Here is a 15347-nt window from a genome sequence, read left to right as displayed (position 1 = left end):
AAGTTCGGGGGATACTGAACCGACCTTTCCTGCCGGCCCCTTCGAACGGACACTAAAAAAGCCGGATTTCTGCGAACCTGCTGCCAATCTTCGTTCGAGGACGCGCATGCAAGATCTCATCAAGTCCGTCGTCAAAGACATGATGCCGCCAGGGCTGTTGCGCCTGCTGCGGCCACCTCCAGGACCCACCGATGCATGGGGCAGCGTGCGATACGGCGCGCACGGCCTCGTGCTTCCGGGCAACAGGCGCTTCGAATATAGGCCTTGCCCGGCAGATCGATCCGTTTGCAGGCAGATATTCTTTCTGCGCGAGTATGCGACCGATCATCTGCTTCGCGCGAAGGAGATCGCCGCGTTTTATGAGGCCTGCGAGAACCCGCTGATCGTCGATGCCGGCGCGAATATCGGCGCGGCCGCGGTGTGGTACGCGCTCACGTATCCGAAGGCGAAGATCGTCGCCATCGAGCCGGACGTATCGAATTTCGCGCTGCTCCAGAAGAACGCGGAGAGCTTTCCGTTGATCACGCCGCTGAACGCCGCGATTGCGGCAAGGCGCGGCACGCTCTATCTCAACGATCCGGGCGGCGGTGAATGGGCTTTTCGCACGGCTGACCGGCCCATCGAGAAAGGCTATGCCGTCGACGCGCTCACGCTCGAAGACGTGATGCCCGCATCGGGCGTGACGCCGTTCATTCTCAAGATCGATATCGAAGGCGCGGAGTCGGACCTGTTCTCGCGCCATTGCGATGCCCTGAACCTGTTCCCCGTCGTCATGATCGAGCTGCACGACTGGATGCTTCCCGGCGAATCGAACAGCCGCAACTTCCTGCAATGGCACGTCGAGATGAAGCGCGATTTCGTGCAGGTGGGCGAGAACGCAGTGTCGATATCGAATTCGATTGCGCTGACCTAGCGCGTCCTACGCGAGCAGCAGCCCCTTCCTCTCGATGAAGCCGATGACTTCATCGAGCCCGTCGAGCGCCTTCAAGTTGCACATGACGAAGGGCCGCTCGCCGCGCATCTTTTTCGCGTCGGTTGCCATGATGTCGAGATTCGCGCCGACGTGAGGCGCGAGATCGGTCTTGTTGATCACGAGCAGATCCGATTTCGTGATGCCCGGGCCGCCCTTGCGCGGAATTTTCTCGCCGCCCGCGACATCGATCACGTAGATGGTCAGATCGGAGAGTTCCGGGCTGAATGTTGCCGCGAGATTATCGCCGCCGGATTCGATGAACACGATATCGGCGTCCGGAAACTTCGACACCATGCGATCGACGGCTTCGAGATTGATCGACGCATCCTCGCGAATTGCCGTATGCGGGCAACCGCCCGTCTCGACGCCCATGATGCGCTCGGCCGGCAGCGCGCCCGCGACGGTCAGCAGGCGCTGATCTTCCTTCGTATAGATGTCGTTGGTGATGGCGACGAGATCGTACTTTTCACGCATCGCCTTGCAGAGCATTTCGAGCAGCGTGGTCTTGCCGGAACCGACCGGTCCGCCGACGCCCACGCGCAACGGCGGCAGTTTCTTGGTTCGGCGAGCGGCGGAAGAGTAAGCGGGAGTGTTCATGAAATATCGGTTCAGGAGCGGAAAAGCCGCGAGTATTGCGATTCGTGCCGCGCGGACAAAATGCCGAGTTGCGGCGCGAAGGTGTTGACCCGTTCGGGCGATGTATCGAGCGCGCGGCGCACGGCGGCATCGATCGGCTCGCGCAACGCCACGATGATGCGTTGCCCCGCAAGCTGGCCGAGCGGCACGGCCTTGAGCGCGGCGGCCGCCTGATTCTCGACCCAACTGAACGCGTAGGCCGCGAGCGCGGCTTCCGCCGTCGCATCGTGGGCGAATGCGGCGAAAGCGAACGCGGTCGGTTGCGCGATGGGTTTGATCGCGGCGAGCGTCGCGCGGCGCGCTTCGTCGCCCCATTCGAGCGATGCGCACAACTGCGCGAGCGACCATCCCATCTGCTCGGTTTCGCGTTTCAATTCCGCCGATTCGCGGCTCGCGATGTATTCATCGTTCGCGGCTCTCAACGCGGCTTCGTCGTGCGAACGCCAATGCTCGATCTGATGCCCGAGCAACGGCAGTTCGCCACGCGCGAGCACGGTGCTCAAGCCGCTCGCGATCCAGTCGCGCGCGCTGTCGCCGTCGTGGATCAGGCCGTGCTCGATCGCCGCTTCGAGCCCCTGCGAATAGCTGAACGCACCGATCGGCAGCGCCGGCGACGCGAGATGCAGAAGCGCAGTGAGCTCAGCGATGCGCATGGCCGTGATGATGATGACCGTGGTCGTGGTCGTGGTCGTGACCGTGACCGTGACCGCACGACGAATGATCGTGACCGTGCGAATGATCATGCCCATGATGCTCGTCGAACACCTTCTGCGCGAGCGCGTAATCTTCGTTGAAGGTTTCGTCGTGACCATGCTTGTGACCGCCGCCATACGCGCCGGTTTCGGGCTGGAACGGCTGCGATTCATGCGCGACGAGCACGCCAAGACGCTTCAGCATGTCTTCGAGCACAGGATCGCTTTCAAGCTTGAGATAGTCCGCGCCGACTTCCACGGGCGTATGGCGGTTGCCGAGGTGATAAGCGGCACGCGTCAAGAGCCGCACGCTCGGCGCACGCACGACGAGCACGTCTTCCGCCGCCGCGACCACACGCACGAAGCCGCCGTCATCCGCGACGAGCATGTCGCCGTCCGCGAGCACGGTGCCGCGCGGCATCACGAGGGCGACTTCCTCGCCGTTGTCGAGCGTGGCGGCGAGACGGCTCTTGCCGCGCGCATCGAAAGGCAGGGTCAGAGTGGGCGCGCGCTTCACGAGCACGGGTGCGAGCTTGGCGGTCAGACGTTTGTCGATGGTACGCATGGCGACTCAGAACAGAAAATAGCGCTGCGCCATCGGCAGAACGGTGGCGGGATCGCAGGTGAGCAATTGCCCATCGGCGATCACCTGATAGGTCTGCGGATCGACGCTGATGGACGGCTGCCATGCATTGTGAATCATGTCGGCCTTCGTCACATTGCGGCAGTTCTTCACCGCGACGATCTGCTTTCTCAGCCCATAGCGATCCGCGATGCGCGATTCCGCCGCGAGTTGCGACACGAAGGTCAGCGACGTCTTGCCGAGCGCACCGCCACGCGTCGCGAACATCTCGCGATAATGCACCGGCTGCGGCGTCGGAATTGATGCATTCGGGTCGCCCATCTGCGCCACCGCGATCATGCCGCCCTTGACGATCATCGCCGGTTTCACGCCGAAAAACGCCGGCTCCCAGAACACGAGATCGGCCCACTTGCCCGGCTCGATGGAACCGACTTCATGCGCGATGCCATGCGTGATCGCCGGATTGATCGTGTACTTCGCCACGTAACGCTTCGCGCGGAAATTGTCGTTGCGCGCGTTGTCTTCAGACAGTGCGCCGCGCTGCACCTTCATCTTGTGCGCCGTCTGCCATGTGCGGATGATGACTTCGCCCACGCGCCCCATCGCCTGCGAATCGGACGACAGCATCGACAACGCGCCGAGATCGTGCAGGATGTCTTCAGCGGCGATCGTCTCGCGGCGAATGCGCGATTCCGCGAACGCGATGTCTTCCGCAATCGACGGATCGAGGTGATGGCACACCATCAGCATGTCGAGATGCTCGTCGAGCGTGTTGACGGTGTAAGGGCGCGTCGGATTGGTGGAAGAGGGCAGCACGTTCGATTCGCCCGCCACCTTGATGATGTCCGGCGCATGGCCGCCGCCCGCGCCTTCGGTGTGATACGTGTGGATCGTGCGGCCCTTGAACGCGGCGATGGTCGTCTCGACGAAGCCCGCTTCGTTGAGCGTGTCGGTGTGGATGGCGACTTGCGTGTCGGTGTCGTCGGCGACACTGAGGCAATTGTCGATCGCGGCGGGCGTCGTGCCCCAGTCCTCGTGCAGCTTCAGGCCGATCGCGCCCGCCTTCACCTGTTCGATCAGCGGCTCAGGCAGACTCGCGTTGCCCTTGCCGAGGAAGCCGAGATTGACCGGCCAGCCATCGGCGGCTTGCAGCATGCGCTCCATGTGCCACGGTCCCGGCGTGCAGGTCGTCGCGTTGGTGCCGGTCGCGGGACCGGTGCCGCCGCCGAGCATCGTCGTGACGCCGCTTGCGAGCGCTTCGTCGATCTGCTGCGGGCTGATGAAGTGGATATGCGTATCGACGCCGCCTGCCGTGACGATCATGCCTTCGCCCGCGATCACTTCGGTCGCCGCGCCGATCGCGATGTTCACGTTCGGCTGGATGTCCGGATTGCCCGCCTTGCCGATCGCGAAGATGCGTCCGCCCTTGATGCCGATATCGGCTTTCACGATGCCCCAGTGATCGAGGATCAGCGCGTTGGTCACGACCGTATCGACGACCTCGGCCGATGGACGTTGCGACTGGCCCATGCCGTCGCGAATCACCTTGCCGCCGCCGAACTTCACTTCTTCGCCGTAGGTGGTGAAGTCGCGCTCGACTTCGATGATGAGTTCGGTGTCGGCGAGGCGCACGCGGTCGCCGGTCGTCGGGCCGAACATTTCAGCATAAGCGCGGCGGCCGATGCGTAGCGTCATGTTTTCGATGTCCTGTTCAGAGTGGGCCCATCACGAGGCCATTGAAACCGTAGACATGCCGGTCGCCCGCGAGCGCGACGAGTTCGACCGTGCGTTCCTGTCCCGGCTCGAAGCGCACGGCCGTGCCCGCCGCGATGTTCAGGCGAAAGCCGCGCGCCTTCTCGCGTTCGAACTTCAGCGCCGCGTTGACTTCGTAGAAATGAAAATGCGAGCCGACCTGCACGGGCCTGTCGCCATGATTCGCGACGACGACCGTCACGGTCTCGCGTCCCGCGTTGAGCTCGTGCTCGCCATCGTCGATGAAATATTCGCCGGGGATCATGTTCTTAAGGGATCGGGTGATGAACCGTCACGAGCTTCGTGCCGTCGGGAAAGGTCGCTTCGATCTGGATGTCGGGAATCATCTCGGGCACGCCTTCCATCACGTCGTCGCGCGTGAGCAACGTGGTGCCGTAGTGCATGACTTCGGCGACGGTCTTGCCGTCGCGCGCGGCTTCCATCAGCGCGGCCGAAATGAATGCGACCGCTTCCGGATGATTCAATTTGAGGCCGCGCGCGCGGCGGCGTTCGGCGAGCAATGCTGCGGTGAAGATCAGCAGCTTGTCCTTTTCTCTGGGCGTGAGTTTCATGAGCTTCTTTTACGGAGAAAGGCGTTTCGGGCCTTGCAATCCTAGCATCGGACGGGCTTTCGGCGAGCTTGCATGTCACTGGATGAAGCGTTGCAGTTCCACCGTCGACGGCCGTTCGAAAATCGCTTCCGGCGCACCCGATTCCCACACGCGTCCCTGATGCATGAACACGACCTTGTCGCTCACTTTGCGTGCGAAGCGCATCTCGTGCGTGACCATGATGAGCGTCATGCCGTCGCGCGCGAGATCTTCGACGACCGCGAGCACTTCGCCCACGAGTTCGGGATCGAGCGCCGACGTGATCTCGTCGCAGAGCAGAACGGTCGGCTTCATCGCGAGCGCGCGTGCGATCGCCACGCGTTGCTGCTGGCCGCCGGAAAGCTGGTCGGGATACGCATCGAATTTATCGCCGAGACCGACGCGTTCGAGCACCGTATGCGCGGTCGCGCGCGCCTTCGCCTTGTGCATCTTCTTGACGACGGTTTGCGCGAGCATCACGTTCTCTCCCGCGGTGAGATGCGGAAAGAGGTTGTACTGTTGAAACACCATGCCGACCTTCAGACGCAGCGCGCGCAAGTCGGCATGACGCGCATCGATATGCTCGCCGTCGATTTCGATCGAGCCTTCGTCGATGCTCTCGAGCCCGTTCAACGTGCGCAACAGCGTGCTCTTGCCCGAGCCGCTGCGTCCGATGATCGACACGACCTGTCCGCGCTCCACGGCGAAGTCGATACCCTTCAACACCTGATTCGCGCCGAACTGCTTTTGAAGATTGCGGGTTTCAACGAGCGGCATTCCATTTCCTTTCGAGCGTGCGCGCGTAGCGCGTCAACGGATAACAAAGCACGAAGTAGATGACGGCGACGAGTCCATACACGAGGAACGGCCGGAAAGTTGCATTCGAAATCATCGTGCCCGCCTTCGTGAGTTCCGTGAAGCCGATGATCGATACGAGCGCCGTGTCCTTCACCGCTTGCACCGCGAAGCCGACCGTCGGACCGACCGCGATGCGCATCGCCTGCGGCAGGACCACATGACGAAGCTGTTCGAAGTAGCTCATCGCGAGACTCGACGACGCTTCCCATTGCCCCTTCGGCACAGCTTCGACCGCGCCGCGCCAGATCTCCGCGAGATACGCGCTCGTGAAGAGCGTGAGACCGACCGTCGCGGCGAGCCACGGCGAAACCTCGATGCCGAGCAGCGGCAGACCGAAGAACACGAGGAACAGTTGCATCAAGAGGGGCGTGCCCTGAAAGATCTGGATATACGCTTTGACGATCGTGCGCAGCACTTGCGAACCGGACACGCGCATCACGAGCAGCGCGAAGCCGACGATGCCGCCCAGCACGAACGACACGATCGACAGCACGACGGTCCAGCGCGCCGCGAGCAACAGGTTCTCGAAGATCTGCGCGAGAGTGAACTCGATCATCGCGCGGCGCTCCGGTTGTTCATCAGAAAGCGCTTGGCCGCAGCGTTCAACGCGGTGCGCAACACGAGCGCCATCACCAGATACGCCGCCGTGATGAAGAAGCACGTCTCGAACGCGCGGAAATTGCGCGACTGGATATAGCTCGCGGCATACGTGAGATCGGGCACCGAGATCTGCGATACGACCGCGGAGCCGAGCATCGTGATGACGATCTGGCTGGTGAGCGCGGGAAACACCTTTGCAAGCGCTTGCGGCAGCACGACATGGCGAAACGTCTCGCCGCGCGACATCGCAAGCGAAGCCGCCGCTTCGTGGTGCCCCTTCGGCACGGCCGCGATGCCCGCACGGATGATTTCGATCGAATACGCGCCGAGATTGAGCGTCATCGCGAGAATGGCCGCGACGTATTCGCTCAAATGAATGCCGAGCGCGGGCAGGCCGAAGAACACGAAGAACAGCTGCACGATGAACGGCGTGTTGCGCACCGCTTCGACATAGCCGCCGACGATCGCGGCGAGCCACGCTTGCCGGCTATCGCGCGCGGCGGCGCCGAGCACGCCGACCGATACACCGAGCGCCGTCGAGACGGCGGTCAATGCGAGCGTCGTCGCCGCGCCGCTCGCGAACATGCCCGCGTATTGCGCGAGATCGCCGAATTGAAGTTCATAGGCCATACGTTGCCGCGCTCGATCAAAGGCTCGCGGGCAGCGGCTGGCTGAACCACTTCTTCGACATCGTGTTGAGCGTGCCGTCCTTTTTCGCCTGCGCGATGGTGTCGTCCACCTTCGCCAACAGGCGCGGCTCGTTCTTGTTCATGCCGACGAAGCAGGGCGAATCCTTGATGATGAACTTCGCTTCCGGGCGGCGCGGCGGATTCTTCGCGAGGATCGCGGCCGCGACGATGTTGCCCGCCGCGATCAATTGCACTTGTCCCGAGAGAAACGCGGAGATGGTCGCGTTGTTGTCCTCGAAGCGCTTGATGGTCGCGTTCGGCGCCATCTGCGACAGCGCGATTTCTTCGAGCGCGCCGCGCGTCGCGCCGACGGTCTTGCCGGTGAGATCGGCGGGGTCGCTCACCTTGATGTCGGCGGGGCCGAACACGCCCTGAAAGTAGGGCGCATAAGCGGTCGAGAAGTCGAGCACCTTTTCGCGTTCCGGCGTCTTGCCGAGCGACGAGATCACGAGATCGACCTTGTTGGTCGTGAGATACGGAATGCGGTTCGCGCTGTTGACGGGCACGAGTTCGAGCTTCACGTTCATCGACTTGGCGAGCAGCGCGGCCATGTCGACGTCGTAGCCTTGCGGCTTCATGTCCGCGCCGACCGATCCGAACGGCGGGTAGTCCTCGGGCACGGCGACGCGCAGCGTGCCGTTCTTCGCGATTGTGTCGAGGGCGTCGGCGCGTGCGGCGAAGGGAGCGAGGGAAAGCAGCAGCGCGACGAGCGCGGTGCGGCGCGCGCGGGAAAACGTGGTGAGCATCGATGATCCTTCGGTCTTGAACGGCCGCATGGAAGGCGCGGCTCTTGAGCCGAGGCTTAAAGCGAGAGTCGTGCCATCGATGTCGCTTCGTTGTATCGTCTGCGTTTGCGGGTTGCGCGTCTATGATCGCGCACAACGCGTGTGCAATACGATGCGCTGCTCTGGTGCGTACTAGGTAGTCCACAAACGCAAGGGCCGCGGATCGACGCCATGCACGATGGGACGAAGCCGCGTCCAGCAATCGGTGAGCGTGTTTTGCAGCGGCTCCATCGAGCGGCTGATCGCACGCACGATCAACACTCCCGGTCCGACGCACGATGCGCCGGCGCGCAGTTCATCGTCGAAGGGCAGTTGCGCGGTGAGCGCTTCGGCGAGGGCATCATCGCAAGCGGGGCCGACCGCCCAGAGCGTGCCGTAGGCGGGAAAACCGGCGAGCCCTTGCGCGGCATCTCGTAGCGGATCGTTCGCGTCGAGCAGCGTGCGCTCGAACCAGAGCGTGGCGCCGTCGCTTCGTGCGATGCGCGATATCGCCTCGATGTGTCCTTGCGTCCACTTCTCGCCGGCGGCGGCGCGGCCGAGCAGCATCGCGTCCCAGCCGATCGCGCTCGCGCCTTCGTCGAGCGTGAGATTGAATTCGAGCTCGATGTTCGACGATTCGAACACGATATTGTTTTGCGGCAGCCAGTCGAGCTTCGCATGCGCCGCGAGGCCGATGTCGATGCGCTGCGTCGCGAGCTTGCCGTTGGCCTTGTACCACTTGGTCGCACCGGGCGTCGTGATGACGGCGTGCGTGTGCGCCTGAAGTCGAACGTCGATGGACAGGCGATCGCCGCCCGCCACGCCGCCCGGCGGATGCACGATGACCGAGTGACAGATATCGCCTTCGGGATAGAGCGGCCGTTGCAGCCTCAACGGCCCTTCGTGCTTGCGATGAACGCAAACGGTGCGGCCATGCTGATGCGCGTAGCCGAGTTCGAGCGAGCCGCGCCATATGTTCGGATCGACGAGCGTCGCGTGAGATTCGTGGTGCATGAGCGGTGCGTTTCAGAGCTGAGCCTGAATCATACGGCGATCAGCTCGCGCACTCCATGCGCGTCCATTTCCGAGCCCGCGCCGCCCGCGACGATTTCACCGCGGCTCATCACCCAGTAGCGGTCGGCGAGCTCGCGCGCGAAGTCGTAATACTGCTCGACGAGCAGCACGGTCATGCCCATTTCATCGACGAGCTGTCGTAGCGTGCGGCCGATGTCGCGGATGATCGATGGCTGGATGCCTTCGGTCGGTTCATCGAGGATGAGCAGTTGCGGCTCGCTCATGAGCGCGCGGCCGATGGCGAGTTGTTGTTGCTGACCGCCGGAGAGATCGCCGCCTCGGCGGTTTTTCATGTCTCTCAGGACGGGGAAGAGATCGTAGATGCGGTCTGGGATCTTCGATGGCGCTTTTCGGCTCGCTGCGCCGACTAGCAGGTTTTCTTCTACTGTCAGACGCCCGAAGATGTCGCGTCCTTGCGGCACGTAGGCGAGGCCGCTTGCGACGCGTGCGTGCGTTGGCATCGACGAGATCTTGTTGCCGCGCCAGTTGATCGTGCCGCTTTTTGTCGGCACGACGCCCATCAGACAGCGAAGCAGTGTCGTCTTGCCGACGCCGTTGCGGCCCAGCAGCACCGTCAGGTTGCCGTCGGGGACGGTCATCTTCACATCGCGGAGGATGTGGCTGCCGCCGTAGTATTGGTTCAGGTTTTCGACTTCTAGCATTTTCGGGTTTTCGGGTTTTCGGGTTGGCTTTCTTTCGTGGAATCCTGATTTCGCGGTGGTCTATTAGCACTGCCGCCCCGCACAGGGGCAGAGCCAATAGACCGATATGTAAACCGGCTTCACGAAAGTCCCAAAAAAAACATTACCGCCCCAGATAAGACTCAATAACAGCCTCATCCCGCTTGACATCATCCAAAGTACCTTCAGCAAGAACACGCCCTTCAGCCATCACAGTCACCTTCCCGCTATCCCCAGCAAGAGCAGCAACAAACTCCATATCATGCTCGACGACCATCATCGAACACGATCCGCGCAGTTTGTTCAGAAGCTCGGCGAGTTCCATCGTCTCGTGATCGGTCATGCCGGCGGCGGGTTCATCGAGAAGCAGAAGAGCAGGCTGCTGCATCAGCAACATGCCGATCTCCAGGCGCTGCTTCTGTCCGTGGGACAACTCGCCCGCAAGCCGCGTCGCCTGATGCTGCAATCGAATCAGCTCGAGCGTTTCTTCAATCCGCGCTTGTGCCTGCCGATCCAGCCTCGCGCGCAACGAAGCAAACCAGCGCTTGTCGGTCTTCATCGCGAGTTCGAGGTTCTCCCACACAGGATGATGCTCGAACACCGTCGGCTTCTGAAACTTGCGGCCGATGCCCGTGCGCGCGATCACCGGCTCCGACATGCGCGTGAGATCGAGCGTCTGCCCGAGAAAAACCTTGCCGTCGTCGGGACGCGTCTTGCCGGTGATGACATCCATCATCGTCGTCTTGCCCGCCCCGTTCGGCCCGATCACGCAGCGCAATTCCCCCACGTCGATCGACAACGCCAGCTTGTTCAACGCGCGAAAGCCATCGAAGCTCACGGTGACATCCTCGAGATAGAGGATCGTGCCGTGCGATACGTCGATCTCGCCAGGCGTAAGCACATGGCCCAGGCCGGAGATGACGTTGATGTTCTTGTGGTTCGATTCGGGCGAGTCCGGCGCAGGTGGAATCGGCGGCAGATCGACGATCAATGCATGGTGTGCGGTCATTCTGCGGCGTCTCCTGCGGTCTTCTTGCGGCGCGCGAGATCGATGAGACCCATGATGCCGTTCGGCAGAAGCAAGGGCACGAGCGTGAAGATGAGGCCGAGGAAGAACAGCCAGTACTCCGCGAAGTACGCCGTGAAGAAGCTCTTCGCGCCGTTCACCGCGAACGCGCCGATGATCGGTCCGATCAACGTGCCGCGTCCGCCGACTGCGACCCAGATCGCCATTTCGATCGAGTTTGCAGGCGACATCTCGCTCGGATTGATGATGCCGACCTGCGGCACGTACAACGCACCGGCGATGCCGCACAGCACGGCCGACACGGTCCAGATGAAGAGCTTGTACGCGAGCGGGCTGTAGCCGAGAAACATCAGGCGCGCCTCGCCGTCGCGCACGCCGGTGACGACGCGCCCGAGCTTCGACGTGACGATCCAGCGCGCCGCAAGAAACGCGAGCACGAGAAAGGCGAACGTGATGAGAAACAGCGCCGTGCGCGTGCCCGGATGCGTGACGGAAAAGCCCGCGATGCGCTTGAAATCCGTGAAGCCGTTGTTGCCGCCGAAGCCCGTTTCATTGCGATAGAAAAGCAGCATCGCGGCGAAGGTCATCGCCTGCGTGATGATCGACAGATACACGCCTTTCACGCGCGAGCGGAACGTGAAGAAGCCGAACAGCCACGCGAGCACGCCGGGCACGAGCACGACGAGCAGCAGCGCGTACCAGAGATGCTCCGTGCCTTCCCAGTACCACGGCAGCTTGTGCCAGTCGAGGAACACCATGAAGTCGGGCAGGTCGCTCTGATACGTGCCTTCGCGGCCGATCGAGCGCATCAGGTACATGCCCATCGCGTAGCCGCCGAGCGCGAAGAAGAGCGCATGGCCGAGGCTCAGGATGCCGCAGTATCCCCACACGAGATCGAGCGCGAGCGCGCCGATCGCATAGCACATCAGCTTGCCGATGAGCGTCATCGCATAGGCGGACAGGTGGAACGTGCTCGTCTCCGGCAGTACGAGCGCGCTGACCGGCACGAGGACGCCCATCGCGATGATGAGCGCGATCAACGCGAGCCAGCCGTTGCGCGGCAGCAGCGCGGCGCGCGGCGGCAGGCCGAGCGCGAAACCGGCGCGCGCGGCGCCTGCATCGGGTTGCGGCGCGACGTCGAGATTCGCGCCGATATTGGTCGAGGCGGTCATGGCTCAAGCCTCCGCGCTGCGGCCCTTCAGGGCGAACATGCCCTGCGGACGCTTCTGGATGAACAACACGATGAGCACGAGCACCGCGATCTTCGCGAGCACCGCGCCCCAGAACGGTTCGACGGCCTTGCTGATGAGCCCCAGCCCGAAGCCGCCGATCACCGTGCCCGCAAGCTGGCCGACGCCGCCGAGCACCACCGCCATGAACGAATCGATGATGTAGCTCTGACCGAGATCCGGCCCGACGTTGCCAATCTGCGAGAGCGCACAGCCGCCGAGTCCCGCAATGCCCGCGCCGAACGCGAACGCATACGAATCGACGCGCGCGGTCTTCACGCCGACGCACGCGGCCATGCGGCGGTTCTGCGTCACGGCGCGCACGAACAAGCCGAGACGCGTCTTCGTAAGCACGCCCCACGCGATCCCCACTACCGCGAGCGAGAATGCGAGGATCGTCAGACGGTTGTACGGCAGGATCAGGTTCTGCATCACCGAGACGCCGCCGCTCATCCACGAAGGATTCGTCACCTGCACGTTCTGCGCGCCGAAGAGCGTGCGCGTCGCCTGAATCAGGATCAGGCTGACGCCGAAAGTCGTCAGCAGCGTTTCGAGCGGACGTCCGTAGAGATGTTTGAGCACGAGCCTTTCCAGCACGATGCCGACGAGGGCCGCCGCGATGAACGATGCCGGCACCGCGAACAGCGGATACCAGTTGAACGCGGCCGGCGCGTAATGCTGCACGAGGTTCTGCACGACATACGTCGCGTATGCCCCGATCATCAGAAACTCGCCGTGCGCCATGTTGATGACGCCGATGAGACCATACGTGATTGCAAGGCCGAGCGCCGCGAGCAGCAGCACGCTGCCGAGCGAGAGGCCCGCGAAGATCGTGCCGAAGATCTCGCTGCGGCGCTGGATCGAATCGAGCGCGTACAGGCCTTCCTGCGCCGCGTTGCGCACGCGCTCGTCGGGTTCGTTGAACGAGCCGTCGGTTTTCTTCGCGACGATGGGGCGCAGCAGCTCGTACATGTCGAGGTCATGCCGCGCCGCGACGAGCTGCGCCGCTTCGAGACGCTTGCCGACATCGGGATCGTGAAGCGCGGTCATCGCCCAGAGCGTGTCGAGGCGCTTCTTCAGTTCGGGATCTTTCTCGACGGCGCGGGCGCGGTCGATCAGCGGCTTCATCGAGGCGTCGGGGTTCTTCAGGAGCGCGGCGATCGCTTCGCGGCGTTTCGCGGTATCGGCGGAAGCGAGCTGCAGGCCCGATAGCGCACCGGCGACTTTCGTGCGCAGGATGTTGGAGAGCGTGATCTGCTGCGCATCGGGCGCTTCGACGGTCTTGCCGGTGAGCGGATCCTTGTTGACGTCGTCGGTCTGAATGTAGACGTGGCCGTTGTCGGTCGCGACGAGCGAGCCATCGGACAACGCGGTGAGCACGGCGACCGAAGGCGCATCGGCGTTGGCGATGAGCTTGTCGATGGCGGCGGATTTGGCGTCGAAGTCGTCGCCGGCGAGCGGGGCGAGATCGCCGTTCGTGAGCGCGCGGGCGCTGAACGGCGCGATCGCGATCAAGAGCGCGAGCAAAACGCGCATGAAGGAACCGGTCATGATGGCCTTTCTGATGAGACATGGACGGCCGCGCGAATCACGAGAGCGCGCGCGGCCTCACTGCTTCAAACCATCACGGCATCACGCGACACGCACGCGCTGACGGCGCAAGAACGCGGGAATGGAACTGACGACATCCGGCTTGCCCTGATTGCCCGCGATATACGGGCTCCACGGCTGCGCGCGCACCGCGGTCTTCGTCTTCCACACCACGTTGAACTGCCCGTCGCCGCGAATTTCGCCGATCATCACCGGCTTGTGCAGATGATGATTGCCGTCCATCGACAACGTGAAACCCGAGGGCGCGGCGAAGGTCTGGCCGATCATCGCGGTGCGCACCTTGTCGACATCGGCGCTCTTCGCTTTTTCGACGGCCTGCTTCCACATGTGGATGCCGACGAAGGTCGCTTCCATCGGATCGTTCGTCACGCGCTTGTCGCCGCCGGGCAGGTTTTGCGCCTTCACGTATTCGAAGAACTGCTTCTCGAACTTCGAGTTGTTCGTGTTCTTCACCGACATGAAGTAGTTCCATGCGGCGAGATGGCCGACGAGCGGCTTCGTATCGATGCCGCGCAATTCTTCTTCGCCGACCGAGAACGCGACAACGGGTACGTCCGTCGCTTTCAGGCCCTGGTTGCCGAGTTCCTTGTAGAACGGTACGTTGGAATCGCCGTTGATCGTAGAGATGACGGTTGTCTTTCCCCCTTGGGCAAATGTCTTGATGTTCGCGACGATGGTTTGATAGTCGCTATGTCCGAACGGTGTGTAGACCTCTTGTATGTCCGCATCCTTGACGCCCTTGGAATGTAGGAACGCGCGCAGGATCTTGTTGGTCGTGCGCGGATACACGTAGTCGGTGCCGAGCAGGAAGAAGCGCTTGGCGCTGCCGCCTTCCGGTCCCATCAGATATTCGACGGCGGGGATCGCCTGCTGATTCGGCGCGGCGCCCGTATAGAACACGTTGCGGGACATCTCTTCGCCTTCGTACTGCACGGGGTAGAAGAGCAGTCCGTTGAGTTCCTCGAAGACCGGCAGCACCGACTTGCGCGAGACGGACGTCCAGCAGCCGAACACGACGGCGCACTTGTCCTGCGTGAGAAGCTGACGCGCTTTCTCGGCGAAGAGCGGCCAGTTCGAAGCCGGATCGACGACGACGGGTTCGATCTGCCGGCCCATCACGCCGCCGCTCTTGTTGATATCGGCGATGGTCATGAGCGCCGTGTCTTTCAGCGATGTCTCGGAGATCGCCATCGTGCCCGACAGCGAATGCAGGACGCCGACCTTGATCGGACCCGTATCGGCGGCCTGGGCTTTCGTGAACGGAAGCTGACCCGCGAGGGCGAGCGCGCCCGACATCGAGCCGAACTTCAGCAGACTGCGTCGTTTCATGATGAGTGTTCCCCTTGCCGATGTGTTTGTTTGAGCAATGACGATTGCTCGTATCGTTCTGCAAGGGTTATGCCAATGAGGGCGGAATGCCCGGATCGCTTGGGTTTGCGGGTGGTTCGTGGAAGGTTTTACTGCTGCGTGGTCGTGTTGTGAGGCGGGGTTTTGGTGCACGTCGGAGGTTGCGTGCATCGTTGCGGTGCGGGTGCGCTTTGTTTTTGCTTATTGCGGGATCCCGTTATCGTGTCGGTCTATTGGCACTG

At 62.7% G+C, this 15347-nt stretch carries 17 protein-coding genes; 1 reads left to right on the top strand and 16 read right to left on the bottom strand.

Annotated elements, in window-relative coordinates; all coding sequences use genetic code 11:
* Positions 1–106: 106 nt before the first annotated feature.
* Positions 107–913 carry an FkbM family methyltransferase gene (locus NCS28_RS10330; protein WP_250513735.1) on the top strand — a complete coding sequence of 269 codons (807 nt, stop codon included), beginning with the start codon at positions 107–109 and terminating at the stop codon, positions 911–913.
* Positions 914–919: 6 nt separating this feature from the next.
* On the opposite strand, the gene ureG is transcribed toward NCS28_RS10330, so the two are convergent.
* From ureG to urtA, 16 genes are all read right to left on the bottom strand, one after another.
* The gene (gene ureG, locus NCS28_RS10325) at positions 920–1570 is read right to left on the bottom strand and encodes an urease accessory protein UreG (protein WP_250513734.1); all 651 of its coding nucleotides are present in this window, start codon (positions 1568–1570) and stop codon (positions 920–922) included.
* A gap of 11 nt (positions 1571–1581) precedes the next feature.
* Positions 1582–2262 carry an urease accessory protein UreF gene (locus NCS28_RS10320; protein ID WP_250513905.1) on the bottom strand — a complete coding sequence of 227 codons (681 nt, stop codon included), beginning with the start codon at positions 2260–2262 and terminating at the stop codon, positions 1582–1584.
* On the bottom strand, positions 2249–2866 hold the full coding sequence (gene ureE / locus NCS28_RS10315; RefSeq protein WP_250513733.1) for an urease accessory protein UreE: 618 nt from the start codon (positions 2864–2866) through the stop codon (positions 2249–2251). Before ureE ends, NCS28_RS10320 begins: the two co-directional genes overlap by 14 nt.
* A gap of 6 nt (positions 2867–2872) precedes the next feature.
* Positions 2873–4579, bottom strand: coding sequence for an urease subunit alpha (gene ureC / locus NCS28_RS10310; RefSeq protein WP_250513732.1), 1707 nt, complete (start codon positions 4577–4579; stop codon positions 2873–2875).
* Positions 4580–4595: 16 nt separating this feature from the next.
* On the bottom strand, positions 4596–4901 hold the full coding sequence (locus NCS28_RS10305) for an urease subunit beta (RefSeq protein WP_061121130.1): 306 nt from the start codon (positions 4899–4901) through the stop codon (positions 4596–4598).
* A 4-nt stretch (positions 4902–4905) separates the two neighbouring features.
* Positions 4906–5208 carry an urease subunit gamma gene (locus NCS28_RS10300; protein WP_008342482.1) on the bottom strand — a complete coding sequence of 101 codons (303 nt, stop codon included), beginning with the start codon at positions 5206–5208 and terminating at the stop codon, positions 4906–4908.
* Positions 5209–5283: 75 nt separating this feature from the next.
* Entirely contained in the window at positions 5284–6003 is a 720-nt protein-coding gene (locus NCS28_RS10295) for an amino acid ABC transporter ATP-binding protein (protein WP_250513731.1), read from the bottom strand.
* Positions 5990–6640, bottom strand: coding sequence for an amino acid ABC transporter permease (locus tag NCS28_RS10290; protein ID WP_250513730.1), 651 nt, complete (start codon positions 6638–6640; stop codon positions 5990–5992). Before NCS28_RS10290 ends, NCS28_RS10295 begins: the two co-directional genes overlap by 14 nt.
* Positions 6637–7314: an amino acid ABC transporter permease gene (locus NCS28_RS10285; RefSeq protein WP_250513729.1), complete on the bottom strand. Its 678-nt coding sequence runs from the start codon at positions 7312–7314 to the stop codon at positions 6637–6639. The genes NCS28_RS10290 and NCS28_RS10285 overlap by 4 nt, the downstream gene beginning before the upstream one ends.
* A gap of 16 nt (positions 7315–7330) precedes the next feature.
* Entirely contained in the window at positions 7331–8119 is a 789-nt protein-coding gene (locus NCS28_RS10280; protein WP_250513728.1) for a transporter substrate-binding domain-containing protein, read from the bottom strand.
* 171 nt (positions 8120–8290) lie between these two features.
* Complete coding sequence (locus tag NCS28_RS10275) at positions 8291–9151, bottom strand: urease accessory protein UreD (protein ID WP_250513727.1); 861 nt, start codon at positions 9149–9151, stop codon at positions 8291–8293.
* 29 nt (positions 9152–9180) lie between these two features.
* Positions 9181–9873: an urea ABC transporter ATP-binding subunit UrtE gene (gene urtE / locus NCS28_RS10270; protein ID WP_250513726.1), complete on the bottom strand. Its 693-nt coding sequence runs from the start codon at positions 9871–9873 to the stop codon at positions 9181–9183.
* A gap of 142 nt (positions 9874–10015) precedes the next feature.
* Positions 10016–10900, bottom strand: a complete 885-nt coding sequence (urtD, locus tag NCS28_RS10265) for an urea ABC transporter ATP-binding protein UrtD (RefSeq protein WP_250513725.1) — start codon at positions 10898–10900, stop codon at positions 10016–10018.
* On the bottom strand, positions 10897–12090 hold the full coding sequence (gene urtC / locus NCS28_RS10260; RefSeq protein WP_250513724.1) for an urea ABC transporter permease subunit UrtC: 1194 nt from the start codon (positions 12088–12090) through the stop codon (positions 10897–10899). The genes urtD and urtC overlap by 4 nt, the downstream gene beginning before the upstream one ends.
* A gap of 3 nt (positions 12091–12093) precedes the next feature.
* Entirely contained in the window at positions 12094–13698 is a 1605-nt protein-coding gene (gene urtB, locus NCS28_RS10255) for an urea ABC transporter permease subunit UrtB (protein WP_250513723.1), read from the bottom strand.
* Between the two features lie 81 nt (positions 13699–13779).
* Positions 13780–15087 carry an urea ABC transporter substrate-binding protein gene (gene urtA / locus NCS28_RS10250; RefSeq protein WP_250513722.1) on the bottom strand — a complete coding sequence of 436 codons (1308 nt, stop codon included), beginning with the start codon at positions 15085–15087 and terminating at the stop codon, positions 13780–13782.
* Between the last annotated feature and the right edge of the window lie 260 nt (positions 15088–15347).

The sequence above is a fragment of the Caballeronia sp. INDeC2 genome, assembly GCF_023631325.1.
Lineage (GTDB): Bacteria > Pseudomonadota > Gammaproteobacteria > Burkholderiales > Burkholderiaceae > Caballeronia.
Note: the sequence above shows the minus strand (reverse complement) of the source record. Positions and strands in the feature narration are given on the sequence as shown.